This is a genomic window from Sinorhizobium sp. M4_45 (genome assembly GCF_002885915.1).
Classification (GTDB): Bacteria; Pseudomonadota; Alphaproteobacteria; order Rhizobiales; family Rhizobiaceae; genus Sinorhizobium; species Sinorhizobium meliloti_A.
The window spans coordinates 160,134-184,497 of the sequence record NZ_NWVE01000004.1 but is presented as its reverse complement, the minus strand read 5'-3'; the positions used below and the strand labels follow the sequence as shown (position 1 = coordinate 184,497).

Genomic DNA, 24,364 nt, shown 5'->3' with positions numbered 1-24,364 from the left:
TTCCTCTGACAATCCGGCTGACGGCTGGCGCGGAAGGTGGTGCTTTCCGGCGCGTTGGTGGCGGACCGCCGGTCTCGCCGGCTCCCTAACACAATGCGCGAAAAGGGTCATCCTCCTGCTGCGAAGAAAATGACGACCGGAGCTCGCGGAAGTTTATCTTTGACAGAACTCGCCAAGATGATTATGGGGACCGGCTAATCATCATAAGCTTGATACGTTTCTAACCGCCGGCTTTCCGGCAAGAGCCGGCTCGCCGGCCATTCAAGAGGCTTTGACTGTGGCAAAACCGGAACTTGGAACAAAGCGCATCGACCCGGAAACGGGGCGCAAATTCTACGATCTGAACCGTGATCCGATCGTCTCCCCCTACACGGGCAAGTCCTATCCGCTGTCCTTCTTCGAGGAAACCTCCGTCGCCAAGGTGCTCGAGAAGGAAGAAGAGGAAGACGTCAAGGAAGTCGATACCGAGAACACGGAAGTCGAACTCGTCTCGCTCGAGGAAGCGGACGACGAAGCCTCGGGCGGCGACGATCTGCCGGATCTCGGCGACGACGATGTCGAGATCGAGGGTGACGACGACGACACCTTCCTCCAGACCGACGACGAAGACGATGACGACGACATGAGCGACATCATCGGCGTTTCCGACGAGGACGACGACGTCTGAACAGACTGGCGTCGCGGGCGGATCAGCGCCCGCATGCCTGCCCGCAAGCGTTTCGAAAGGCGCACGAAGCCGCCCCATCCGTCGAACGCGATCGGCATCGAAGCATCCGGCCGGAGCCAAAAAATAATTCGTCCCGGCCCTCACTTTTCGGCTTGCCATCTGCACCTAGCAGAAGTAATAAGCCGCCACTCGCCGGGCGCAACGCGCCTCGCGATCTTCCCGGACCGGCAAAGCCGGACCCTGATGGGGCTATAGCTCAGCTGGGAGAGCGCTTGCATGGCATGCAAGAGGTCAGCGGTTCGATCCCGCTTAGCTCCACCAAAATCTTTTCGATCCCCCGACGTAAGGAATTCAGCCGCTTGAACGCTGCTCGCAAAGAAAAACCTTGCCGTGCAGCAACCGGCGAGGCGCACCAGGCTATCGTCCTGTATTGTGCACGCCGCTAGACGCGGCGCCGTCATTCATGAAATCTTTACCGGCCGAGGCCGAAGAACGATCTGCCCATGTTTCTCGTCTCGAAAATCTTCTGGCTCGTAGCCCAGCCGCTGTCCCTCGCCTTCCTCGCCCTGTTCGCCGGCGTGCTGCTTATGCTTGGCCGTTTCCGCCGCAGCGGCGGTACTTTGAGCGTCTTCGGGCTCGCCGTCCTCTTCGTCACTCTCTTCACCACCGCCGGCTCCTATTTCCTGCAGATCCTCGAGGACCGGTTTCCCCGCCCCGCGACGGAGCCGACGGAGCTTGCTTGCATCATCGTGCTCGGGGGCGCCTTCGAGAATGTGGTGATGGCGAGCCGCGGCGGCATGGAGCTGAACCAGGCGGCCGAACGCTTCGTCGAAACCTTGAGGCTCGCGCGGGCCTATCCCCAGGCTCGCATCCTTGTCTCGGGCGGAGACGGGTCGCTCAGCGGCATCTACGAGGGCGACGCGCATGCCTCGCAGAAATTCTTCGGGACCTTCGGCATCGGTTCCAACCGGCTGATCCGCGAGGGAGAATCGCGGACGACCTTCGAAAACGCACGCTATACCAGGGATTTGCTGGCCGAGAACGGGCTCGAGCGTTGTGCGCTCGTGACCTCCGCTTACCACATGCCGCGCTCGATCGGCCTCTTTCGCGCAAACGGCATGGAAGTCACGCCCTGGCCGACGGATTATCGCACGAGCGGCAAGGTGCGGCTCGGCTTCGATTTCACCCAGCCCTCGCTCAATGCCCAATTGGCGACGACGGCCGCCAAGGAGTGGACAGGGCTCGTTGCCTATTATCTCCTCGGCCGGACTGAGACGCTGCTGCCGCGGTAGCCTACCGCATGTTTTCTTTAATAGGTTACGATTAGAGGAGACTTGCAGCCAAGCGGAGCAGCCATGCCGATCCTCGAATTCCTCGACTATGCGGGCGTCGCAATCTTTGCGGCGACCGGCGCGCTGTCGGCCTCCCGCAAGCAGCTCGACATCATCGGCTATCTGTTTCTCGCTTCCGCGACGGGCATTGGCGGCGGTACCATCCGCGACCTCGTTCTCGGCGCGACGCCGGTGTTCTGGGTGGTGAACCCTAATTTCATCATCGTCTGCGCGGCAGTGGCGGTGGCCGTCTTCCTCACGTCCCATTTGCTCGAATCACGCTACCGGATGCTCGTATGGCTCGACGCGCTCGGCCTCTCGGCCTATTGCGTGATGGGCGCGGCAAAGGGGCTGGCGGCGACCGGCTCGCCTATCGTCGCCCTGGTCACGGGCGCCCTGACGGCGACCTTCGGCGGGGTTCTGCGCGATCTTCTGGCCGGCGAGCCCTCTGTCCTCCTGAGGCCGGAGATCTACGTCAGCGCCGCCCTCATCGGCGCCGGCGCCTTCGTCCTGGCCAGCCTGGTCGGATTGCCGCTCGTCGCAGCGTCCGCACTCGGCGTCGTCACGGCCTTCGCCGTGCGGGGCGGCGCGCTTCGATACGGCTGGACGCTGCCGACGGGCAAGGCCGGGCCCGGCCGCGACCCGAAGGACGTGATGTGACGAAACTTCGTGGCGCGAGAGCGACGACGCTCAGCGCTCGCTCTTGTGACGCAGCCGGATTACCACGTCGACATGGGAGATCTCCATGCCTTCCGGCGGTTCGGGGAGATTGTCGATCTGAATATTGCTCACCGGAATGTCGAGGACTTCGTTTTCGCCCTCGATGAAGAAATGGTGGTGATCCGAGACATTCGTATCGAAATAGGTCCTGGCGCTCTCGACGGCGAGGACGCGGATCATGCCGGCTTCGGTGAACTGGTGGAGCGTGTTGTAGACGGTCGCGAGCGAAACGGGAACGCCGGCCGTGACGGCCTCTTCATGGAGTTCCTCCACCGTCAGGTGACGGTCGCCCTTGGCGAAGATCAGATCGGCAAGCGCAACGCGCTGGCGCGTCGGGCGCAAACCCGAACTGCGCAGCCTCTCCTGTGAGGACATGTGCGTTGCTTTCGTCATCGACAGCCGTTCCGATATACCTGCGGGATCCGTGGATTATCAATTTGCGATATAACTTCTGGCGCCGCGGCTTTCAATAGATTCCGCACGTGCGAAGGCCGCAAACGCCTGAAAATCGGCCCAAAGCGGGGGAAGGCGGGCATTTAACTCTGGCCGCCGCCACATTCATACTGTAAGCGACGGCGGAATGATGTCACCATTCCGAGCGGTTCGGCGACGATGAGAGAGCTTTCCTACACCCGCATGCCGCCCTATTTGGAACGTCATGAGCCGTAGCCCGCATCGCAGCCGCGGATGACAGGTTGCGCTTCAAATCAGACCGAACTTGCACTAAAGCAGGTCGGAGAACACATAATAGACTCGGGAAGCAACCATTCATGACCACCAGACAATCCAGCTTCAGCTATGAGGAAATCCTGATCTGCGGCCGAGGCGAAATGTTTGGCCCCGGCAATGCGCAGCTGCCGCTGCCGCCGATGCTGATGTTCAACCGCATCACCGACATTTCGGAAACGGGCGGGCCAAACGACAAGGGTTATGTCCGCGCCGAATTCGACATTACGCCGGATCTCTGGTTCTTTCCCTGCCACTTCATGGGCGATCCGGTCATGCCCGGCTGCCTCGGTCTCGACGCAATGTGGCAATTGACCGGTTTCTTTCTCGGCTGGCTCGGCGAGGCGGGCAAGGGCCGCGCCATCTCCACCGGAGAAGTGAAGTTCACCGGCATGGTGACGCCGAAGACCAAGCTGGTAGAATACGGCATCGACTTCAAGCGCGTCATGCGCGGCCGTCTGGTTCTTGGCATCGCCGACGGCTGGATGAAGGCCGATGGCGAAACGATCTACAAGGCCACCGATCTCAGGGTCGGCCTCTTCCAGGAAAAGGCCGACTGAACTGCGGGCGACCCCCGCACGGTTCCAATCGAAGAAAAGGTCATCTGACATGAGACGGGTTGTTGTAACGGGCCTCGGCATCGTTTCCTCCATCGGCAGCGATGCCGACGAAGTCACCGCGTCGCTCCGCGATGCGCGGTCGGGCATCACGTTTTCTCCGGATTTTGCCGAGCACGGCTTCAAGTGCCAGGTCTGGGGAGCGCCGACGCTCGACCCGAGCGACCTCGTCGACCGCCGCGCCATGCGCTTCCTGTCCCAGGGCGGCGCCTGGAACCATGTGGCGATGAAGCAGGCGATCGCCGATTCCGGGCTCGAGGCCGGCGACATCACCAATGAGCGCACCGGCATCATCATGGGTTCGGGCGGCCCTTCTACCCGCGCGATCGTCGAAGCGGCGGAGATCACCCGCAAGAACAACAGCCCGAAGCGGATCGGCCCCTTCGTGGTGCCGAAGGCGATGTCGTCTACGGCTTCGGCGACGCTTGCGACCTGGTTCCAGATCCACGGCGTCAACTACTCGATCTCGTCGGCCTGCTCGACTTCGGCGCATTGCATCGGCAATGCCGCGGAAATGATCCAGTGGGGGAAGCAGGACGTCATGTTCGCGGGCGGCCACGAGGATCTCGACTGGACCATGTCCAATCTCTTCGACGCCATGGGCGCCATGTCGTCGAAGTACAACGACACGCCATCCGTCGCCTCACGTGCCTATGACGCGAACCGCGACGGCTTCGTCATCGCCGGCGGTGCCGGCGTTCTCGTTCTGGAAGAACTGGAGCGCGCCAAGGCGCGCGGCGCCAAGATCTATGCGGAAATCGTCGGTTACGGCGCCACTTCGGACGGCTACGACATGGTCGCGCCTTCCGGCGAGGGCGCGGTGCGCTGCATGCGCCAGGCGCTGGCCACGGTGAAGGGCGAGGTCGACTACATCAATACCCACGGCACTTCGACGCCGGTCGGCGATCAGAAGGAGATCGGCGCCATCCGCGAGGTCTTCGGCGAAAAGATGCCGCATGTGCAGTCCACGAAATCGCTGACCGGCCACTCGCTCGGCGCCGCCGGCGTGCAGGAATCGATCTACGGTCTCCTGATGATGCAGGCCGGCTTCATCGGCGAAAGCGCTCACATCACCGAGCTCGACCCCGAATTCGAAGGCGTGCCGATCGTCCGCAAGCGCATCGACAATGCCAAGATCGACACGGTTCTTTCGAACTCCTTCGGCTTCGGCGGCACGAACGCGACGCTCGTCTTCCAGCGCTATAACGGATAACACGATGAACGGACTGATGAACGGAAAGCGCGGCCTCATCATGGGCGTCGCCAACAACCATTCTATTGCCTGGGGTATCGCCAAGTCTCTCGCCGCTCAGGGCGCCGAGCTCGCCTTCACCTATCAGGGCGAAGCTCTCGGCAAGCGCGTCAAGCCGCTGGCTGCGGAGGTCAATTCCGACTTCCTGCTCCCCTGCGACGTCGAGGACCTCGACTCCGTCGACGCAGTCGTCGACGCCATAAGGGAGCGCTGGGGCAAGCTCGATTTCGTCGTCCACGCCATCGGCTTCTCGGACAAGAACGAGCTAAAGGGTCTCTATGCGGACACGACGCGGGACAATTTCAGCCGCACCATGGTGATCTCCTGCTTCTCCTTTACCGAGATTGCCAAGCGTGCGGCGGAGCTGATGAGCGAGGGCGGCACCATGCTGACGCTCACCTATGGCGGCTCGATGCGGGTCATGCCGAACTACAACGTCATGGGCGTCGCCAAAGCCGCGCTCGAAGCTTCGGTACGCTACCTGGCCGCCGATTACGGAGCGCGCGGCATCCGCGTCAATGCGATCTCGGCCGGTCCGATCCGGACGCTTGCAGGCGCCGGCATTTCCGACGCGCGCGCTATGCTCTCCTGGCAGCAGAAGAACTCGCCCCTACGCCGGACCGTCACCATAGAAGACGTCGGCAGTTCCGCACTTTATCTGCTCTCGGACCTCTCGCGCGGCGTCACCGGGGAAATTCACTATGTGGATTCCGGCTACAACATCACTTCGATGCCGACGCTCGAAGCCTTGCGGGTCGCAGACGCGGATTAAGCAGGGATTGCCCCTTACCTAACCTTCTCCCCGCTTGCGGGGAGAAGGTGGCCGTCAGGCCGGATGAGGGGCTGTTCACTGGGTCAGCGTTTCGCCCAGAGCACCTTGAAGCGCGCATTGCGGCAGGTCTCGCCGATTTCCTTGAAATTCTCCGCCAGGACCGGCTCATAGGGAAGTCCGCGATTGGCGACGAGCATCAGCCGGCCACCATGCTTCAGCGCCTTGGCGGCCGCCTTGATCATTGCCGCGCCGAGCGCAGGCTCGGCAGCATGGCCCTCGTGGAAGGGCGGGTTCATGACGATAAGGTCGTATTTGTCGCGCGTCTCTTCCGCCGTCAGGTCGTGCCAAAAGAAACGAGCCGCCGTCGAAGGCGCATTCGCCGCCATGTTTGCCCGTGCCGCCTCCAGTGCTTCGAAATCCGCTTCGAACAGATCTATGCCCTTGAGGCTCGGCGAAGCCGCGGCAAGCTTGACCGAGAGATAACCCCAGCCGGCGCCGAAATCCGCCGCGTGACCGGTGAAATCGCGCGGCAGCCGCGACGCGAGCAGCTCCGAGCCGGCATCGACGCGGTCATGCGAGAACATGCCGGGCGATGCCACGAACAGGCCGTCGACGCGCACCGGGACCTTGGCGAGCGCCGAGATGGCCTCGGCAACATCCTCCGGGCGCGTGAACCAGAAGGCCACACCGTGATATTTGGGCATCGAGTCGCCATCCCAGCCGAACTTGTCGATCCGCTTGCGCAGCGACTGAATGCCGTCCTCCTTGCCGCCGGCGACCACGATCAGCGCGCCGGCGCGGGTGCGTTTCAACGCCTGCGCAATGCGGTCTTCGTTCTCGCCCTTGTGCCTGCCGCACAGAACGAGCGCGGCGTCGTAGCCGTCGCCCGCGGCGACCGGCGCCACATCGGCGCGAGCTGCCGTCAGCGCGCGGTAGAGGGGCTTCAGCGGCTGTACGGCCGAGACGTCCGCAGCAAAGCCCTCCGGCAAGCGGTAGCCCGCCTCGGCGCCGAGGAAGAGCACCCGCTCGCCCTCTCCCGGCGGATCGATGATCCCCGTTGCGAAAGGATGGAACAGTGTTTTCAGCGCGTCGCGGCTCATGGGTTCGATTCCGTTTTCGTCACGAGAAAGGGCGCGAAGCGATCCGCTCCGCGCCCTGAATGGTTTCAGCCGAGGGCGGCTTACTCGGCGGCTTCGCCGCCGTCCTTCTTTTCGCCCTTCTCGGCAACGATCTCCTTGCCGGTCGCCTGATCGACGACCTTCATGGAGAGGCGAACCTTGCCGCGCTCGTCGAAGCCCATCAGCTTGACCCAGACCTTATCGCCTTCCTTGACGACGTCGGTGGTCTTGGCAACACGCTCGGAAGCGAGCTGCGAGATGTGAACGAGACCGTCGCGGGCGCCGAAGAAGTTGACGAAGGCGCCGAAATCGGCCGTCTTGACGACGGTGCCTTCATAGACCTGACCGACTTCCGGCTCGGCGACGATCGAGTGGATCCACTTGCGGGCGGCCTCGATCTCCTTGGCGGAAGCCGAGGCGATCTTGACGGTGCCGTCGTCGTCGATATTGATCTTGGCGCCGGTCTTTTCGACGATCTCGCGGATGACCTTGCCGCCCGAGCCGATGACTTCACGGATCTTGTCGACCGGAATGTTCATGACTTCGATGCGCGGCGCGAACTCGCCGAGCTGGCCGCGGCTCTCGGAGATGGCCTTGGCCATTTCGGCGAGAATGTGCAGGCGGCCTCCCTTGGCCTGGTTGAGAGCAACACCCATGATCTCCTCGGTGATGCCTTCGATCTTGATGTCCATCTGCAGCGAGGTGATGCCGGTATCCGTGCCGGCGACCTTGAAGTCCATATCGCCAAGGTGGTCTTCATCGCCGAGAATGTCGGAGAGGACGGCGAAACGGTCGTCTTCCTTGATGAGGCCCATGGCAATGCCGGCAACCGGCTTGGCGAGCGGAACGCCCGCATCCATCAGTGCAAGCGACGTGCCGCAGACGGTTGCCATGGAGGAGGAACCGTTGGACTCGGTAATCTCGGAAACGACGCGCAGCGTGTATGGGAACTGTTCCGTGGTCGGCAGCATCGGATGGATGGCGCGCCAGGCGAGCTTGCCGTGGCCGATCTCGCGGCGGCCCGGAGAACCCATGCGGCCCGTTTCACCGACCGAATAGGGCGGGAAGTTGTAATGCAGCATGAAGTTTTCCTTGTACATGCCGGTCAAGGAATCGACATACTGCTCGTCTTCGCCGGTGCCGAGCGTGGCAACGACGATCGCCTGCGTTTCACCGCGGGTAAAGAGCGCCGAACCGTGCGTGCGCGGCAGAATGCCGACTTCGGCGACGATCGGGCGAACCGTGACGAGGTCGCGGCCGTCGATGCGGCTCTTCGTGTCGAGGATGTTCCGGCGAACGATCTTGGCCTGCAGGTGCTTGAAGACAGCGGCGATCTCTTCGGCGGTATGGGCCGGGTTCTCGACGCCTTCCGGCAGGAAATGTTCTTTGACCTTTGCCTTTACCGCGTCCACGGCGGCATAGCGCGCGGCCTTCTCGGTGATCTTATAGGCGTTGCGCAGCTCGTCTTCGGCGATCGAAAGCATCGCGTTTTCGAGAGCGGAGTGATCTTCCGGATTGAATTCGCGCGGCTCCTTGGCGGCAACTTCCGCGAGCCTGATGACAGCGTCGATCACCGGCTGGAAGCCCTTCTGGCCGAAAACGACGGCGCCGAGCATCACATCTTCCGGCAGCTCTTTCGCTTCCGACTCCACCATCAGCACGGCTTCCTGCGTGCCGGCGACGACGAGGTCGAGCGTGGATTCGTCCATTTCGTCGAGATGCGGGTTGAGAACGTATTCGCCGTTGATGTAGCCGACGCGGGCACCGCCGACCGGACCCATGAAGGGAACGCCGGAGAGCGTCAATGCAGCGGAGGCCGCGACCATCGCGACGACGTCCGGGTTGTTCTCGAGGTCATGCTGCATGACCGTGACGATGACCTGGGTATCGTTCTTGTAGCCCTCCGGGAAGAGCGGGCGGATCGGCCGGTCGATCAGACGCGACACCAGCGTCTCGTTTTCGCTGGGGCGGCCCTCACGCTTGAAATACCCGCCGGGAATCTTGCCGGCAGCGTAGGTCTTTTCCTGATAGTTGACGGTGAGCGGGAAGAAATCCTGGCCTGGCTTCGGTGCCTTCGCCGAAACCACCGTGGCGAGCACGACGGTTTCGCCGTAGGTCGCGAGAACGGCACCATCGGCCTGCCGCGCGATTTTTCCGGTTTCGAGCTTGAGCGGACGCCCCGCCCATTCGATTTCTACCTTGTGTGTCTCGAACATGTTCTGTCCTTCGTGTGCGACAGACCTTCCGCGGCTCAAAAAGCGCGGGCGATCTCAAAGCCGCATGGTGGCGCATCACGGGCAAGACAACGGGAGGCTTCAAAGAAAACCGGCCGCATACCGCTTTGCCGCGCTGCGTATAGCAGCCGCTTCGGCAAGCAGGCGCCGAAGCATCCTGCAATCCTGCCCCATGACGGGCCATTGGTTGATCCGCGATCCCGGCCCATCCGGTCCGCTGGACGTTGCGCGTCCGATAGGACGCGCGGCGCTGTGGCGCCCTGTACAATACCCTAGGCCTTTTGAAGAGCGCACGGGCTGTAGAAAAAAGCCGGCGGGTTGCCGAGGCAACCCGCCGGACCAGTCGTTTAGCGACGGATGCCCAGGGCACCGATCAGCTTGGTGTAGCGCGCCTCGTCCTTCTTCTTCAGATAGTCGAGGAGCGAGCGCCGGCTGGAAACCAGCGCGAGGAGGCCACGTCGGGAGTGATTGTCCTTCTTGTGGTCCTTGAAGTGTTCGGTCAGGTTGTTGATCCGTTCCGTCAGGATGGCAACCTGAACTTCCGGAGAACCGGTGTCGCCTTCTACGGTTGCGAATTCCTTGATGATCTGAGCTTTGCGCTCTGCAGTAACCGACATCGTTTGATCCTTTCGTTCGAGGATTTGAGGGTCGCCGGCAGCCGGGATGTCGTCCAGCTACGGCCGTTCGCACGAAGAGGCGGCGCCTTTCGCTGGCGTGCCTATAACCGAATCCGTTCCAAAAGGAAAGGGTCATGAAACCGCTGCGCGGCACCGCCTCCCGCGCACCGTCAATTCCGGTTGCGCACGGATGCTCCGGCATCCATTCGTGGTGGTTTGCTCAGGACGATCCGCCCCTCAACCGCCTGGCTCCTGCGAGGAAAGGTCCTCGCCGCGCGGGATGCGTATCCGCCATTCGATGCCATCCGCATGCATCGTCCTTTCGAGCTCCGCACGAAGCGCAAGGCCGAGCATGCGCTCGAGCACGACCGTGCCGAAGCCTCGGCGGGCCTTCTTTCCGGAAGGCGCGACGATATCGGCACCCCTCTCGCGCCAGCGAATGTCGATCGCACCCTCGGCCACCGACCACTCGACCTGGATCATGCCGGTCTGGTTGGCGAGCGCTCCATGCTTTATGGCATTGGTAGCCAGTTCATGCAGTGCCATGCCAAGGGTCTGCGCCATCTGGGCGTCCAGCCGCAGGGCAGGTCCGCTGAGCACGACGCGGTCGGACTCGGCCGGCATGAACGGCTGAAGCTGGTTGCGCACCAGCTCGCGGAAGTCGACTCCGGAGGCGGCGTTGGCCACCATGAGGTCGGTCGAGCGCGCGAGGCCCGCAAGGCGCTTGCGAAACGCCTCGACGAAATCCGACGGCTCCTCCGCCGAATTTGCCGACTGCGCCAGCATCGACTGGATGACGGTGAGCTGGTTCTTCGCGCGATGCGCGACCTCCCGCATCAGCAGGCGAATCTCGCCTTCGGCCTTGGCCCTGGCCGTCGCTGCGCTTGCGAGCGCGGTCGATACCGCCTCGACCTCGGTGATCATGTAGCGGCGCGCTTCGACGGGCTCGCCCGCTCCCAATCGCCGTGCATCCATGGCCAGCAACCGGACGCCCTGTGTGAGCAGCCGCGCGATGGTTAGTGAACCGGCGACCGCGATGCTTGCGAAAATGATCCCGCCGAAGGAGAGCCAGAGGAAGGACCATAGCATCGGCTGATCGACGATGGCGCTCGGCGCCCAAGCGACGATACGCCACCCGGTCACCACCGAAAACTCGGACGCGACGCGATAGTCCACACCCCTCGCAGTGGTATTGCTGACGCCGATGCTGAGCAACGGCAATTCGTCGAGAAAGAACGGGTCGCCGGATTTCACCGACGAGTCCGAGGAGACGATCACCTTGCCTTTTCCGTCGACGAGCGCGGCATTCCACCCGGGCGAGAGCGTGTCGCGGTTGACGGCTTTCGTCATGCGCTGGGCATCCTGCCTAAGGCCCAGCAGATACTTCTTTCCGTCGGGCGTCGTGACCGGCAGATACACGGTGAAGACCCAGCCCTCTCCGATTTCGGCCGGGAAAGCCCCTGAAACCAGCGGTGCGGTACTCTGCAGGGCGAGATCGACCTCCGGATCCTTCGCCTGCCCGAGCGGCGTCCCGAAGGGAACGCGGGTGCTCAGGAGAAGATCATGGTCGGCGTCGACGATGATCAGGTGGGAATCGGTGTTGGCCAATGCGACCGATGCACGGTCGTATAAGCCTCGCATGTCGGCGAGGTCCACGGCGCCGGATTTCGCCAGCACCCGGAGCGTCGTCAGCATGCCGTCGACCTCGCGCTCGACGATGCGCGTGACCGAGCCGGTGGAGGCGCGCAGCAGAGACGTGACTTCCTCCCTCTGCGCGTCGAGATTGCGCTGCAGGATCACGAAGGAAAAGATGAAAGGCGGTATGATGGCGATCAGCAGCAGCGAGATCAGGTAGAAGCTGAAGGGCCTGCGAAGATAATCGCGGACGAAGCCGGCGGCGGCCTGCAGGCTGCCGGATGAAGCATCTTCCCGGCTCTTCTCTGACGCTTCCACCATATGTACGCCTCTTGCCGATTCCCTGCCGCATTACCGGAGCGGGTGCCGTGTGCTTCCGGGCCGCCCGTCCATGATTCGAGCGCGGCCGGCAGGCCCACAATGACAATATGGGCTTCGGCGCACAACGAGTATACGCCGCGCGTGCCGCGCCGCTCGACTTTAAACGCGCAAGATCGAATTTCGACCAGCAGAATTATTGGGAGGCGAAAACGCGCTTCGGCCGGAACTCGCCCTCGGCGATCTCACCGATCGCCACGAGCTTGCCCTGAACGGTGGCGTAGGCCTCGGGCGCGGGCAGCGGTGCGTCACGTCCGCGCAGGATGATCGGATTGCCCATTTTGAGCCGGTGCGCCTGGTCGTCGCTGACCGCGATATGCGGCAGGTCGGACAGGGCCTCCCCCGTGTCGATCAGATACGCGTCGAGCGCGGCGAGACGCTCCGCCTCGTCCTCGATCTTTTCCAGTGCCACGAGGTCGGCGAGCGGCACCATGTCTTCCTCGCCGAAAGGAGCGACGAAGGTGCGGCGCAGCGACGCGATATGACCGAAGCAGCCGAGATCGCGGCCCATGTCGCGGGCAAGCGAACGGACATAGGTGCCCTTGCCGCATTCGATCTCGAAGTGAGCGAGGTTCGGAGCCGAACCGATGAGCGACAGGCGGAAGACCTCCACCTCCCGCGCCGGGATCTCGACGGTTTCGCCCTCGCGGGCGAGATCATAGGCGCGCTCGCCGCCGATCTTGATCGCGGAGAACTGCGGCGGCACCTGCGCGATTACGCCGGTATATTTCGGCAGCAGGGCGCGGATCGCCTCTTCCTCCGGACGCGCGGCGGACGAGCGGACGGCTTCGCCTTCGAGATCGTCGGTGGAGCGCTCCTCGCCCCAGGCCACCGTGAATTCGTAGATCTTGCGGCCGTCCATGACGTAGGGAACGGTTTTCGTCGCGTCGCCGAGCGCGATCGGCAGCATGCCGGAGGCGAGCGGATCGAGCGTGCCGGCATGGCCCGCCTTCTGCGCCTTGAACAGCCACTTGATCTTGGATACGGCCTCGGTCGAACCGAAATCGAGGGGTTTGTCGAGGATCAGCCATCCCGAAATCGGGCGGCCCTTCGGTTTGCGGGGTCTGGACATCGGTTCTGTCGCTTACTCTTCGTCGTCGCCGTCGCGATCGAGGTCGCGACTGACCTCCGGCGAGCGCAGCAGCGAGTCGATCTTCTGATAGTTGTCGAAGCTGGTATCGTCCCGGAACCGGACGTCCGGCATGTATTTCATCTGCCGCAATTGCGGGCCGAGCCGCCCGCGAATGAATTTCGCATGCCTGTTCAGCGCTTCGATAACCGCCGCGTGATCGGCGACCCCGAGTGGGGTCACATAGGCCGTGGCGATCTTCAGATCGGGCGACATGCGCACCTCGGAAATGGAAATCACCGTGTTTTCGATCAGCGGATCGAGTACTTCACCGCGTTGCAGCACCTGCGTGATCGCTGCGCGCACCTGTTCGCCGACGCGCAGCATGCGCTGGGACGGAGCGGAGGATGTGGATTTGGCCATCGTTTCACCCTGGACCGCGCCGATCGGGCGTATCAAGCCCTTATCGAAACGCGATCGGTTCCAACATGCGAGAGGCGGGCGGCGTCGCGCGCCTTCTCACTCAAAAAAAAGCGAGCGCCGGAGCCGATCCGGCGCTCGCCAATACCCTGCCGGATCGGATCAGAGCGTCCGCGTGACGTGTTCGACGCGGAAGCACTCGATCGTGTCGCCGGCACGAATGTCCTCGTAGTTCTCGAAGGCCATACCGCATTCCTGGCCGGACTGAACCTCGGAGACTTCGTCCTTGAAGCGCTTGAGCGTCTTGAGCTTGCCTTCGTGGATGACGACGTTGTCGCGTACCAGACGGACGCCGACGCCACGTTCGACCTTGCCCTCGGTGACGCGGCAACCCGCGACCTTGCCGACCTTGGTGATGTTGAACACCTCCAGGATCTCGGCATTGCCGAGGAAGGTCTCGCGCCGCTCCGGCGACAAGAGACCGGACATCGCCGCCTTCACGTCATCCACCAGGTCGTAGATGATGTTGTAGTAGCGGATCTCGATGCCGGCACGCTCGGACGCATCCCGCGCCTGCTTGTTGGCACGGACGTTGAAGCCGATGATGGCTGCGTTCGAAGCTTCCGCAAGCGAGACGTCCGACTCGGTGATGCCGCCGGCACCCGAATGAACGATGCGGGCGCGCACCTCGTCGGTGCCAAGCTTGTCCAGAGCGCCGGAGATCGCTTCGATCGAGCCCTGCACGTCGCCCTTGATGACCAGCGGGAACTCCTTGACGCCGGAGGTCTGGAGCTGGGTCATCATCTGCTCGAGCGAACCGCGCGAACCGGACTGGCGGGCAACCGCCTTCTCGCGGGCGAGCCGCTGGCGATATTCCGAAATTTCGCGCGCCCGGCTCTCGCTCTCGACGACGGCGAAGCGATCGCCCGCCGCCGGCGTTCCGGAGAGACCGAGAACCTCGACCGGCGTCGACGGCCCGGCGGCCTTCACATGCTCGCCCTTGTCGTTGACGAGTGCGCGCACGCGGCCCCACTGATCGCCCGCGACGATGATCTGGCCCGGAGTGAGCGTACCCTTCTGTACGAGGACGGTCGCAACCGCACCGCGGCCGCGGTCGAGCTCGGCTTCCACCACCGTGCCTTCGGCCGTCCGGTTCGGATTGGCCTTGAGGTCGAGGAGTTCGGACTGCAGCAGGATCGCCTCGAGAAGCTTGTCGAGGTTGGTCTGGTTCTTGGCCGAAACCTCGACGTCGAGAACCTCACCGCCCATGGATTCGACGAAGACTTCGTGCTGCAGCAGCTCGGTGCGGACCTTCTGCGGATTCGCGGACGGCTTGTCGATCTTGTTGATCGCCACGATGATCGGAACGCCGGCCGCCTTGGCATGGTTGATCGACTCGATCGTCTGCGGCATCACGCTGTCGTCGGCCGCGACGACGAGGACGGCGATGTCCGTCGCCTGGGCGCCGCGGGCGCGCATGGCCGTGAAGGCCGCGTGGCCGGGCGTGTCGATGAAGGTGATCTTCTGGCCGTTCTGCTCGACTTGGTAGGCACCGATGTGCTGCGTGATGCCGCCTGCCTCGCCGGCAACCACGTTGGCGTGGCGGATGGCGTCGAGCAGCGACGTCTTGCCGTGGTCGACGTGACCCATGATCGTCACGATCGGCGGCCGCGACTGCATGTCGTCGTCCACGTCGGAAATATTGAAGATGCCTTCCTCGACGTCCGATTCGGAAACGCGCTTGACCGTGTGGCCGAATTCGCCGGCGATGAGCTCCGCGAGATCGGCGTCGATCAGGTCGCCGGGCTTCATCATCTGGCCTTCCTTCATCAGGAACTTGATGACGTCGACCGCGCGCTCGGACATGCGCTGCGACAATTCCTGAATCGTGATGGTTTCCGGCAGGACGACTTCGCGGGAGATCTTCTCGCGCGTTTCCTGCATCTGGCTGCGCTTGAACTTCTCCTGGCGGCGGCGCATCGCCGAAAGCGAACGGCCGCGCTGGCTGCCATCCTCGTCCACGGCAGCCGTCGTAAGCGTCAGCTTGCCCTGGCGGCGGCCCTCGTCACCCTTTGCACGGGGAGCGGGCTTGGCCGGCTCCGGACGCACGACCTTGCCGCGGGGAGCACCGGCACCGCTGCGGCGGCGTTCGTCTTCCTCGCTCTCGGTCCCGCGGCGGCCGCGAAGTGCTGCACCGTCCGGCCCCGCCGGCGTGGCAGCCGGAGCCGGGCGTCCCGGCTGCGGGCGCGTCTCGACACGGCGTTCGCCGACGGCGGGACTTGCAGCCTCGACCTTCTCCTCGGCCTTTTCAGCCTCTACCGGCGGGCGCGCAGCCTCTTCGGCGGCACGGCGCGCGGCCTCTTCCTTCTCGCGGGCGAGGCGCTCTTCCTCCTCGCGCCGGCGGCGCACTTCGTCCTCGGCGCGGCGCTTGGCTTCCTCGGCGTCGCGAATCTGGGCTTCCGCCAGGGCGCGGCGGCGGGCTTCCATCTCACCGGCAGAGAGGTCGTTCAGGACGACACCGCCGCGAGGGCGGTTCTGTTCCTGGCGCGGCTGGTGCGGCTGCGGCTGAGGAGCCGGACGTCCCGAGGGCTGCGGCGGCATCGGACGCTGCTCAGCCGGGCGGGCGGCAGGCGTGGCGGCAACCGGCGTGATCGGGCGCTCGTCCTTGTGCTTCAGCGGACCGCGCGTTCTCTTGGTCTCGACCACGACCGCCTTGGTGCGACCGCGGCCCATATCCTGACGCACCGTGCCCTGCGTCACCCCGGAGGGCTTCAGGGTCAGCGTCTTCTTGCCCGCTACGCTGAGTGTCTTGTCGTCTTTGTTGTCCGTCATTCCGTTCCGTTCCTAGCGATCAGGGCCGGATACGAAACCCCTGACCCTGTCTTCCAAATTGTCTCAAACAATGCTCGCTATGCCGGTCTCTGCCGGTGACGCGCTTCATTGCTGTGGCTTGCCAGCGCCGCCTTCGGCCCGGACCGGGACGGATCCTCGGTACTTTTCGAGCATGATTGCGCGCTTCACTACACCTTCACCTGCCTGCCCTGCAAGCGCTGCGGCATGGATAAAGGCATTACTTCCCAAAAGTCCCTCCATTTCCGCCCCCGTGAAGGGGCGGAAAGCGGGTATTTCCGTTTCGTCCTCGCTGACGAAGCTCATCGCCTTGCGGGCCTGATCGATCTTGCGGACGCCATCCGCGGCCGCATCGATCGCATGAAAGACGGCCAGCGCGGCAAGGCCGCGCACCGCCTGCTCCGTCTTCGTCGCGCCGGAGATGAACTGGCCCGCCTTGCGCGCCATGTGCATCATGCCCGCGAGCTGCTCGGCGAGAAGTCTCTCGACCTCGTCGGCGAGCCCGGCATTCGCCTTCACTTCGGCGCGAAGAGCGCGGGCGAAGAGCTTCTTCGCCACCGCTTTTTCCACGAGCTGCCGCTCGGACTTGACCCAACATCCGCGCCCCGGGAGCTGCCGCTTCAGATCCGCAACGACGACGCCGTCGGGGCCGGCGACAAAGCGGATCAACTCTTCAGGAGAGCCGCTCTCACGCGTGACGATACAGGTCCGGTTGTTGCCGTTCCGGTCCTTCGGACCCTTGTCCGCAGGCAGGCTGTCGGCATCGATCTCGACGATCATCGCGATCAGGCGTCCTGATCCGCGCCTTCGGCGACCTCGATCGTCTCATCCTGCTCCTGCTCCTCCTCCTCCTGCTGCTTGACCAGATCCTCTTCGGTGATCCAGCCGGCGGCCAGACGAGCCTGCACGATCATCGTTTCGGCCTCTTCCCGGGTGACTTCGAACTTCGAGAAGATGCCCTCGAAACGCTTGGTCTCGCCATCCTTGCGCTCGGTCCAGCCCACGAGGTCGTCGGCGGCGCAGCCGGCAAAGTCCTCGATCGTCTTGATGCCTTCCTCGCCGAGAGCGACCAGCATCTGGCTGTTGAGGCCATCGATCGTCCGCAGCTCGTCGGAAACGCCGAGCTCCTTGCGCTTGGCATCCATTTCCGCCTCGATCTTTTCGAGATATTCGCGGGCGCGGGTCTGGAGCTCGTTTGCCGTATCCTCGTCGAAGCCCTCGATGGAGGAGATTTCGTCGAGTTCGACATAGGCGAGCTCTTCGACCTGGGCGAAGCCCTCGGAGGCGAGCACCTGACCGACCATCTCGTCGACGTCCAGCGCATCCATGAAGAGCTGCGTGCGCTCGTTGAATTCCTTCTGGCGACGCTCGCTTTCCTCCTGCTCGGTGAGGATATCGATGTCCCAGCCGGTCAGCTGCGAGGCAAGGCGCACGTTCTGGCCGCGGCGGCCGATCGCGAGCGAAAGCTGCTCGTCCGGAACCACGACCTCGATGCGTTCCGCGTCCTCGTCGAGAACCACCTTGGCCACTTCCGCCGGCTGCAGCGCATTGACGATGAAGGAAGCCGGATCCGGCGACCAGGGAATGATATCGATCTTCTCGCCCTGAAGCTCGCCGACCACGGCCTGCACGCGCGAGCCGCGCATACCGACGCAGGCGCCGACCGGATCGATCGACGAATCGTTGGAGACGACGGCGATCTTGGCGCGGGAGCCCGGGTCGCGGGCGACCGACTTGATGTGGATGATACCGTCATAGATTTCCGGCACCTCCATGGTGAAGAGCTTCACCATGAACTGCGGATGCGTGCGCGACAGGAAGATCTGCGGTCCGCGCTGCTCGCGGCGGACGTCGTAGACGAAGGCGCGGACGCGGTCGCCATAGCGCATGTTCTCACGCGGGATCATCTCGTCGCGGCGGATGATGCCCTCGCCACGGCCGAGATCGACGATGACGTTGCCGTATTCGACGCGCTTGACGGTGCCGTTGACGATCTCGCCGACACGATCCTTGAACTCTTCGTACTGACGATCGCGCTCGGCTTCGCGCACCTTCTGCACGATCACCTGCTTGGCGGACTGGGCGGCGATGCGGCCGAAGTCCATGGGCGGCAGCGGATCGGCGATGAAATCGCCGAGCTTTGCATCGGGATTGCGGTCGCGGGCGAGCTCGATCGGGATCTGGGTCGAATAGTCCTCGGCCTTTTCGACCACTTCCAGGAGACGCTGGAGACGGATTTCACCGGTCTTCGGATTGATGTCGGCGCGGATGTTGGATTCCGAACCGTAGCGCGAACGAGCCGCCTTCTGGATCGCGTCCGCCATCGCGGCCAGAACGATCTCACGGTCGATGACCTTTTCGCGTGCCACAGCATCTGCGATCTGCAGAAGTTCGAGCCGGTTAGCACTGACTGCCATGTCTTGTCTCCGTCTGTTGCAGGCGCATCGAAAGCGCACCCAGCCTTATTCGTTGTCTGTGTCTTCGTCTTCGAAGTTTTCGTTGGCGGCGCGCGCGGCCTTGGCTTTCTTGTCGGCCGTCAGCGCGTCGCGGATGAGCTCGTCCGTCAGGATCAGTCGCGCCTCCGAAAGCGCCGTGAACGGGATCGAGACTGCCGCCTCTTCGCCATAGGCGGGCTGGTCGCGCTCGAGCCGGAAGCCATCCTCGTCCACCGAAACGATCTTGCCGCGAAAGCGCTTGCGCCCGTCGACCATGACCGACGTCTCGCACTTCACCAGATGGCCCTGCCAGCGGATGAAGTCGGACCTGCGCACCATGGGGCGATCGATCCCCGGGGACGACACTTCGAGATGATACGCCTTGTCGATCGGATCTTCCACATCGAGAACCGGCGAGATCGCTTTGGAGACCTCCTCGCAATCCTCGACGGTCATGGTGCCGTCGTTGCGTTCGGTCATGACCTGCAGCGTCAGGCCGTTCTGACCGGACATACGCACGCGCACCAGGCGGAAACCCATATCCACGAGCACCGGCTCGATGATGTCGGCAACACGCCGGTCGAGGCCGGTTTCGGTAATCAGCCGGGGTTCATTCGTATTTTCAGCCGTTGTCGTATCGGACAAACGATCCTCTCCTCGTCGGACCGGCTAATAAAAAAGAGCGGGTCCTCACGGCCCCACTCTTCATCTAACCGATCAAGAATTTGAGGCTCATATACGCTTCATTGCCGTAAATTGCAAGGGTCGCGCAGGCGCCGGGTCGGACCTTTCGGCCCGAACGCAAGTTTCAGCGTCTGGCGCATCGCGTTGCGAGGTTTATAACGAAGCAATCCACATGACGAGCAACCGAAAGAGATCAGAGGTGACGAACCGCATATCGCCGTTGGCGCCCTTCAGGCACGACATCTTCCGCACCATCTGGATCGCGAGCCTTGCCTCCAATTTCGGCGGGCTGATCCAGGCCGTGGGTGCGGCCTGGCTCATGACGTCCATTTCGCAATCGGTGAACATGGTGGCGCTGGTGCAGGCCTCGACCTCGCTTCCGATCATGCTCTTCTCGCTGGTTTCCGGCGCACTTGCCGACAATTTCGACCGGCGGCGGATCATGCTCGTCGCGCAGAGCTTCATGCTCGCCGTCTCGGCGCTGCTCACCGTCTGCGCCTATTACGGTATCGTTACGCCGTGGCTACTGCTCATCTTCACCTTTCTTCTCGGCTGCGGCACGGCTCTCAACAACCCGTCCTGGCAAGCCTCGGTCGGCGACATGGTTCCGCGCGACGACCTGCCGGCTGCAGTCGCGCTGAACAGCATGGGATTCAATCTTACCCGCAGCGTCGGTCCGGCGATCGGCGGCGCCATCGTGGCGGCCGCGGGTGCGGCGGCTGCCTTTGCCGCCAACACGCTCAGCTATTTCGCGATTCTCTTCGCGCTCGCCCGATGGAAACCGGTCGCTCCCGAAAACCGGCTGCCGCGCGAGACGCTCGGACGCGCGGTTTCTGCGGGGCTGCGCTACGTGGCGATGTCGCCCAATATCGGCAAGGTGCTCGTGCGCGGCTTCGCCTTCGGCCTTTCGGCGAGCGCCATACTTGCACTGCTGCCGCTGGTGGCACGCGACCTCGTCGGCGGCGGCCCGCTCACCTACGGCGTCATGCTGGGCGCCTTCGGCGTCGGCGCGATCGGCGGCGCGCTCCTGAGTGCAAGGCTGAGGGAATTCCTCACCAGCGAGGCGATCGTGCGCTATGCCTTCGCCGGCTTCGCCTTCAGCGCCCTGGTCACGGCCATCAGCTCGCAGGCCTGGCTGACCTGCCTCGTGCTCGCCGTGTCCGGTGCCTGCTGGGTGCTGGCGCTGTCGCTCTTCAACACGACGGTGCAGCTCTCCACGCCGCGCTGGGTCGTCGGCCGGGCGCTTTCGCTCTACCAGACCATGACCTTCGGCGGGATTGCCGGCGGCAGCTGGCTCTGGGGCGTCACTGCCGAACAATACGGCGCGGCCAACGCACTCATCGGCTCCTGTCTGCTGATGCTCGCGGGAGCGGCAATCGGACTGCGCTTCGCCCTGCCGGAGTTCAAGTCGCTCAATCTCGACCCGCTCAACCGCTTCAACGAGCCGCTGCTCGAGCTCGACCTGAAGCCGCGCAGCGGCCCCATCGTCGTCATGATCGACTACGAAATCGCCGATGAGGACATCCCCGAGTTCCTGAAAACGATGGCGGAGCGGAGGCGTATCCGCATCCGCGACGGAGCCGGCCACTGGGCGCTGATGCGCGACCTCGAAAACCCGACCACCTGGACCGAGACCTATCATGTGCCGACATGGGTCGAATATGTCCGTCACAATCAGCGGCGCACCCAGGCCGACGCCGCCGTCGGCGACAAGCTGACCGCGTTCCATCGCGGCCCGAACCCGCCGCGTGTCCATCGCATGATCGAGCGCCAGACGATCGTTCCCGATCACTACGAGCGCTACAAGCGATCCGTCGAGATGCATTGAGGAGGGCGGAGCCGCCCATCCCCCACGTCACTCACCGAAGCTTTGCTTTCAGCGAAACATCGGGAAAGCATGTCGGCTCGAGGCCGCTCTTCGCCTGCCAGTCGCCGAGCGAGCGGCGCGTCTTGTAGCCCGGCAGCCCGTCGGCCTTGCCGACGTCGTAGCCTTTCGCGACCAGCGCCTTCTGCATCGCGAGCACATCGGATCGCAACATGCCGCCGACATCGCCCCATCTGCCGCGGAAGGCACCGCCGCCGGAAGCGATGCGATCGGCCAGATTGCCGATGTACAGCGCGTAGAGATCGGAATTATTGTATTCCTTGATCACGTAGAAATTCGGCGTGACGATGAATTGCGGTCCATGGGTCCCCGCCGGGACGAGCATCATGCCTGCCGCGGCACGTTCTGCCGCCGGGAAGGCCTTGCCGGAAATGCGGCCGATCCCCATGCCGGCCCATTCGGCGATCGGGCGGGCAAGGTCAGGGCCTTCCTGGGCGCAGGAGACGCCCGAGGGGATCGCGACCTCGAAGCCCCAGTCGCGCCCGCTCTGCCAACCCTTCTGCGCCAGATAATTGGCAATCGAGGCGAGGCTGTCCGGCACGGAATTCCAGATGTCGCGGCGTCCGTCCCCGTCGAAATCGACGGCATATTTCAGAAAGCTCGAAGGCAGGAACTGCGGCTGGCCCATGGCACCTGCCCAGGAGCCGCGCATCTGCGCCTCCTTGACGTCACCGCTGTCGAGAATATGCAACGCCGCGATCAGTTCGCGCCGGAAGAGCTCGGGCCGCGTCGACATGAAAGCCTTGGTCGCCAGCACATCCATGATCGGATGCGGGATCTTCGCCCGGCCGAAGCCGGATTCCTTGCCCCATATGGCAAGGACGATCGGACCGGGAACACCATAGGTCCTCTCGATCCGCTTCAAGGTCGAGGCGTGGGCGGAGGCGAGGCTGCGGCCCGTCGCGGCAAGACCCTGCAGGCGCTTTTCCGAGAAATAGGATCCGGGAGAGGAAAATTCGGCCTGGCTCTGCTTGCGCTGCTTCGGTTTGGGAAAGCCGGGCGGCGCGAGGTCGGGCAGGTCCCAGTCGAGCCGGACGCCCTCGAAGGCTGCTTCGAAGGCCGCATTCGATACGCCGGCCTTCTGCGCCTCCGGCCAGAGATCGTTTCGAAGCCACTGCCGGAACTGCGCTTCGACGTCGGCCTTGGAAGCGGCGAAGGAGAAGGTAGCGAAAGACAGGCAGGTCAGGAGCAGAATGGAAAGGAATCTCAGCATTTCTTTTCCTTGAAACTGAAGCTGCGGAGGCGAGTGCTCAAATCACCGTTCTCGCCCGGAGCGCGGCGGCCAGCGTTCCCTCGTCGAGATAGTCGAGCTCGCCGCCGACGGGCACGCCATGGGCGAGGCGCGTGATCCTCACCGGCATGCCCTCGAGTCGATCGGTGATGTAATGCGCCGTCGTCTGGCCCTCGACGGTCGCGTTGACAGCGATGATCAGCTCGCGCACGTCGCCCTTGGCGACGCGGTCGATGAGGCCCCTGATGTTCAGATCCTCCGGCCCGATGCCGTCGAGCGGCGACAGCGTGCCGCCGAGCACGTGATAGGCGGCGTTCATGGCGCCGGCGCGCTCCAGCGCCCAGAGATCGGCGACGTCTTCGACCACGATGATCACCGCCTGGTCGCGCTGTTCGTCGGTGCAGACGGTGCAGGGGTCGATAGTGTCGACATTGCCGCAGCAGGAGCAGATCTTGACCTTGCGATGGGCCTCGCCCATGGCCTCGGCAAGGGGGCCGAGCAACTGTTCCTTCTTCTTGACGAGATGCAGCGCCGCGCGGCGGGCGGAACGAGGCCCGAGGCCCGGGACCTTCGCCAGGAGCTGGATGAGCTTTTCGATTTCGGGGCCGGTGACTCGCTTTGCCATGCCCGGCTTTTAGACCAACCGTCTATCGCCGCCAATCGGAATCGTAGCGCTTCAGCGCGTGGCGATGGCCACCGCCGCGCCTGCCATCGTGCCTGCGCTGGCACGGCTCACGATCCTTACCGCCCGGCGGCTCTTGAGGAACTGCCGCGCCTTTGCGGCCATAAGCACCCAGGCGACATCGATCGCGACGAGGACTACGAACATGGTCGCGACCAGTTCGGCCCAGCCGACGAGGGTGACGGAGCCGAGATCAATGATCGAGGGCAGCAGCGCCACATAGAACATCATGATCTTGGGATTGCCGAGCGTGATCGTCAGCCCGGCGAAGAACATCTTCGATGCAGATCGCGCCTCCGGCAGGCTTTCGCCGGGCGTTTGCGGCTCGGCCGACCACATCTTCCAGGCGAGAAAGAGGAGATAGGCGACGCCCGCCCATTTGATCGCGACGAACATCCAATGGAACGTCTCGGCGATCGCCGCGAGACCGGCAACCGCAAAGGAGAGCCAGATCGCCTCACCGATCCACATGGCCGCGAGGAACGGCAAGACGTCGCGGGCGCCCTTGGACAGCACCCGGGCGACGAGCGCGGCAATGCTCGGCCCCGGCGACCCGGCGGCAATCAGCAGCGCCCCGGCAAAGACGAGCAGCGTTGCGACGGTCATGTCACTCCCTCCTCCGGAAAACGGTCCGCAAGATAGCACGCATCTCGGCTGGCGCCAGCCTCTGCGGGGCCGAGGATCAGAACGGCAGCTTCATGCCCGGGGGGATCGGCAGACCGGCGGTCAGTTCGCGGGTTTTTTCCGCCTGCACCGCCTCGGCTTTGTCCTTGGCATCCTTATGGGCCGCGACGATCAGATCTTCGAGGATCTCGACATCGTCTTCCTTGAAGAGCGAGGGATCGACCTTAAGGCTTTTCATGTGGCCCTTGCCGTCGAGACGGACGGTGACGAGCCCGCCGCCGGAGGTGCCGTCGATTTCGAGCGCGGCGATCTCCGCCTGCATCTTCTCCATCTTGGCCTGCATTTCCTTGACCTTGCCCATCATGCCCATGATGTCGCGCATCGTCGTCTCCTGTTCTCTGGTATTCTTTGGCCTAC

At 63.7% G+C, this 24,364-nt stretch carries 22 protein-coding genes and 1 tRNA gene; 8 read left to right on the top strand and 15 right to left on the bottom strand.

Features of this window, described 5'->3' with window-relative positions:
- Positions 1-277 precede the first annotated feature (277 nt).
- The 4 genes from CN933_RS13885 to CN933_RS13870 all read left to right on the top strand — a co-directional run bounded on the left by CN933_RS13885 (position 278) and on the right by CN933_RS13870 (position 2,658).
- Complete coding sequence (locus tag CN933_RS13885; protein ID WP_003534381.1) at positions 278-667, top strand: TIGR02300 family protein; 390 nt, start codon at positions 278-280, stop codon at positions 665-667.
- 245 nt (positions 668-912) lie between these two features.
- Positions 913-988 (top strand) — tRNA-Ala (locus tag CN933_RS13880).
- A gap of 182 nt (positions 989-1,170) precedes the next feature.
- Entirely contained in the window at positions 1,171-1,959 is a 789-nt protein-coding gene (locus CN933_RS13875; RefSeq protein WP_018093871.1) for a YdcF family protein, read from the top strand.
- A 63-nt stretch (positions 1,960-2,022) separates the two neighbouring features.
- On the top strand, positions 2,023-2,658 hold the full coding sequence (locus CN933_RS13870; RefSeq protein WP_018093870.1) for a trimeric intracellular cation channel family protein: 636 nt from the start codon (positions 2,023-2,025) through the stop codon (positions 2,656-2,658).
- Between the two features lie 30 nt (positions 2,659-2,688).
- On the opposite strand, the gene irrA is transcribed toward CN933_RS13870, so the two are convergent.
- A complete protein-coding gene (irrA, locus tag CN933_RS13865; RefSeq protein WP_018093869.1) occupies positions 2,689-3,111 on the bottom strand; it encodes an iron response transcriptional regulator IrrA in 423 nt (140 codons plus the stop codon).
- A gap of 377 nt (positions 3,112-3,488) precedes the next feature.
- Between irrA and fabA the strand changes: the two genes are divergently transcribed.
- The 3 genes from fabA to fabI are packed head-to-tail and all read left to right on the top strand — an operon-like array spanning position 3,489 to position 6,085.
- A complete protein-coding gene (fabA, locus tag CN933_RS13860; protein WP_003534377.1) occupies positions 3,489-4,004 on the top strand; it encodes a 3-hydroxyacyl-[acyl-carrier-protein] dehydratase FabA in 516 nt (171 codons plus the stop codon).
- A gap of 49 nt (positions 4,005-4,053) precedes the next feature.
- Positions 4,054-5,274, top strand: coding sequence for a beta-ketoacyl-ACP synthase I (gene fabB, locus CN933_RS13855; RefSeq protein ID WP_018093868.1), 1,221 nt, complete (start codon positions 4,054-4,056; stop codon positions 5,272-5,274).
- Positions 5,275-5,278: 4 nt separating this feature from the next.
- Positions 5,279-6,085, top strand: a complete 807-nt coding sequence (gene fabI / locus CN933_RS13850; protein ID WP_018093867.1) for an enoyl-ACP reductase FabI — start codon at positions 5,279-5,281, stop codon at positions 6,083-6,085.
- A gap of 83 nt (positions 6,086-6,168) precedes the next feature.
- On the opposite strand, the gene CN933_RS13845 is transcribed toward fabI, so the two are convergent.
- The 10 genes from CN933_RS13845 to rimP all read right to left on the bottom strand — a co-directional run bounded on the left by CN933_RS13845 (position 6,169) and on the right by rimP (position 19,486).
- Complete coding sequence (locus CN933_RS13845) at positions 6,169-7,185, bottom strand: class I SAM-dependent methyltransferase (RefSeq protein WP_018093866.1); 1,017 nt, start codon at positions 7,183-7,185, stop codon at positions 6,169-6,171.
- Between the two features lie 80 nt (positions 7,186-7,265).
- Complete coding sequence (gene pnp / locus CN933_RS13840; protein ID WP_018093865.1) at positions 7,266-9,419, bottom strand: polyribonucleotide nucleotidyltransferase; 2,154 nt, start codon at positions 9,417-9,419, stop codon at positions 7,266-7,268.
- A gap of 365 nt (positions 9,420-9,784) precedes the next feature.
- Complete coding sequence (rpsO, locus tag CN933_RS13835; protein ID WP_003534369.1) at positions 9,785-10,054, bottom strand: 30S ribosomal protein S15; 270 nt, start codon at positions 10,052-10,054, stop codon at positions 9,785-9,787.
- Positions 10,055-10,291: 237 nt separating this feature from the next.
- On the bottom strand, positions 10,292-12,010 hold the full coding sequence (locus CN933_RS13830) for a sensor histidine kinase (RefSeq protein WP_018093864.1): 1,719 nt from the start codon (positions 12,008-12,010) through the stop codon (positions 10,292-10,294).
- Positions 12,011-12,203: 193 nt separating this feature from the next.
- Positions 12,204-13,139, bottom strand: coding sequence for a tRNA pseudouridine(55) synthase TruB (gene truB / locus CN933_RS13825; RefSeq protein WP_018093863.1), 936 nt, complete (start codon positions 13,137-13,139; stop codon positions 12,204-12,206).
- A 12-nt stretch (positions 13,140-13,151) separates the two neighbouring features.
- Positions 13,152-13,559: a 30S ribosome-binding factor RbfA gene (rbfA, locus tag CN933_RS13820; protein WP_026168496.1), complete on the bottom strand. Its 408-nt coding sequence runs from the start codon at positions 13,557-13,559 to the stop codon at positions 13,152-13,154.
- Between the two features lie 159 nt (positions 13,560-13,718).
- A complete protein-coding gene (gene infB, locus CN933_RS13815; RefSeq protein ID WP_018093861.1) occupies positions 13,719-16,388 on the bottom strand; it encodes a translation initiation factor IF-2 in 2,670 nt (889 codons plus the stop codon).
- Positions 16,389-16,493: 105 nt separating this feature from the next.
- Positions 16,494-17,186, bottom strand: a complete 693-nt coding sequence (locus tag CN933_RS13810; protein WP_018093860.1) for an RNA-binding protein — start codon at positions 17,184-17,186, stop codon at positions 16,494-16,496.
- Between the two features lie 5 nt (positions 17,187-17,191).
- Positions 17,192-18,823, bottom strand: coding sequence for a transcription termination factor NusA (gene nusA / locus CN933_RS13805; RefSeq protein ID WP_018093859.1), 1,632 nt, complete (start codon positions 18,821-18,823; stop codon positions 17,192-17,194).
- Between the two features lie 45 nt (positions 18,824-18,868).
- Positions 18,869-19,486 (bottom strand): ribosome maturation factor RimP, encoded by a 618-nt coding sequence (rimP, locus tag CN933_RS13800; protein ID WP_018093858.1) that lies wholly within the window; start codon positions 19,484-19,486, stop codon positions 18,869-18,871.
- Positions 19,487-19,697: 211 nt separating this feature from the next.
- On the opposite strand from rimP, the gene CN933_RS13790 reads away from it, so the two are divergent.
- Positions 19,698-21,353, top strand: a complete 1,656-nt coding sequence (locus tag CN933_RS13790) for an MFS transporter (RefSeq protein WP_018093857.1) — start codon at positions 19,698-19,700, stop codon at positions 21,351-21,353.
- Between the two features lie 31 nt (positions 21,354-21,384).
- On the opposite strand, the gene CN933_RS13785 is transcribed toward CN933_RS13790, so the two are convergent.
- From CN933_RS13785 to CN933_RS13770, 4 genes are all read right to left on the bottom strand, one after another.
- Entirely contained in the window at positions 21,385-22,623 is a 1,239-nt protein-coding gene (locus CN933_RS13785; RefSeq protein ID WP_018093856.1) for a lytic murein transglycosylase, read from the bottom strand.
- A 37-nt stretch (positions 22,624-22,660) separates the two neighbouring features.
- Positions 22,661-23,266: a recombination mediator RecR gene (gene recR, locus CN933_RS13780; RefSeq protein ID WP_018093855.1), complete on the bottom strand. Its 606-nt coding sequence runs from the start codon at positions 23,264-23,266 to the stop codon at positions 22,661-22,663.
- 51 nt (positions 23,267-23,317) lie between these two features.
- Positions 23,318-23,929, bottom strand: coding sequence for a LysE family translocator (locus tag CN933_RS13775; protein WP_018093854.1), 612 nt, complete (start codon positions 23,927-23,929; stop codon positions 23,318-23,320).
- Positions 23,930-24,005: 76 nt separating this feature from the next.
- Positions 24,006-24,329, bottom strand: a complete 324-nt coding sequence (locus CN933_RS13770; protein WP_003533413.1) for a YbaB/EbfC family nucleoid-associated protein — start codon at positions 24,327-24,329, stop codon at positions 24,006-24,008.
- Positions 24,330-24,364 lie beyond the last annotated feature (35 nt).

Coding starts and splice junctions, on each gene's coding strand:
- CN933_RS13875 (WP_018093871.1), top strand. CDS start 1,171: ATGTTTCTCGTCTCGAAAATCTTCTGGCTCGTAGCCCAGCCGCTGTCC.
- CN933_RS13870 (WP_018093870.1), top strand. CDS start 2,023: ATGCCGATCCTCGAATTCCTCGACTATGCGGGCGTCGCAATCTTTGCG.
- irrA (WP_018093869.1), bottom strand. CDS start 3,111: ATGACGAAAGCAACGCACATGTCCTCACAGGAGAGGCTGCGCAGTTCG.
- fabA (WP_003534377.1), top strand. CDS start 3,489: ATGACCACCAGACAATCCAGCTTCAGCTATGAGGAAATCCTGATCTGC.
- fabB (WP_018093868.1), top strand. CDS start 4,054: ATGAGACGGGTTGTTGTAACGGGCCTCGGCATCGTTTCCTCCATCGGC.
- fabI (WP_018093867.1), top strand. CDS start 5,279: ATGAACGGACTGATGAACGGAAAGCGCGGCCTCATCATGGGCGTCGCC.
- CN933_RS13845 (WP_018093866.1), bottom strand. CDS start 7,185: ATGAGCCGCGACGCGCTGAAAACACTGTTCCATCCTTTCGCAACGGGG.
- pnp (WP_018093865.1), bottom strand. CDS start 9,419: ATGTTCGAGACACACAAGGTAGAAATCGAATGGGCGGGGCGTCCGCTC.
- rpsO (WP_003534369.1), bottom strand. CDS start 10,054: ATGTCGGTTACTGCAGAGCGCAAAGCTCAGATCATCAAGGAATTCGCA.
- CN933_RS13830 (WP_018093864.1), bottom strand. CDS start 12,010: ATGGTGGAAGCGTCAGAGAAGAGCCGGGAAGATGCTTCATCCGGCAGC.
- truB (WP_018093863.1), bottom strand. CDS start 13,139: ATGTCCAGACCCCGCAAACCGAAGGGCCGCCCGATTTCGGGATGGCTG.
- rbfA (WP_026168496.1), bottom strand. CDS start 13,559: ATGGCCAAATCCACATCCTCCGCTCCGTCCCAGCGCATGCTGCGCGTC.
- infB (WP_018093861.1), bottom strand. CDS start 16,388: ATGACGGACAACAAAGACGACAAGACACTCAGCGTAGCGGGCAAGAAG.
- CN933_RS13810 (WP_018093860.1), bottom strand. CDS start 17,186: ATGATCGTCGAGATCGATGCCGACAGCCTGCCTGCGGACAAGGGTCCG.
- nusA (WP_018093859.1), bottom strand. CDS start 18,823: ATGGCAGTCAGTGCTAACCGGCTCGAACTTCTGCAGATCGCAGATGCT.
- CN933_RS13790 (WP_018093857.1), top strand. CDS start 19,698: ATGACGAGCAACCGAAAGAGATCAGAGGTGACGAACCGCATATCGCCG.
- CN933_RS13785 (WP_018093856.1), bottom strand. CDS start 22,623: ATGCTGAGATTCCTTTCCATTCTGCTCCTGACCTGCCTGTCTTTCGCT.
- recR (WP_018093855.1), bottom strand. CDS start 23,266: ATGGCAAAGCGAGTCACCGGCCCCGAAATCGAAAAGCTCATCCAGCTC.
- CN933_RS13775 (WP_018093854.1), bottom strand. CDS start 23,929: ATGACCGTCGCAACGCTGCTCGTCTTTGCCGGGGCGCTGCTGATTGCC.
- CN933_RS13770 (WP_003533413.1), bottom strand. CDS start 24,329: ATGCGCGACATCATGGGCATGATGGGCAAGGTCAAGGAAATGCAGGCC.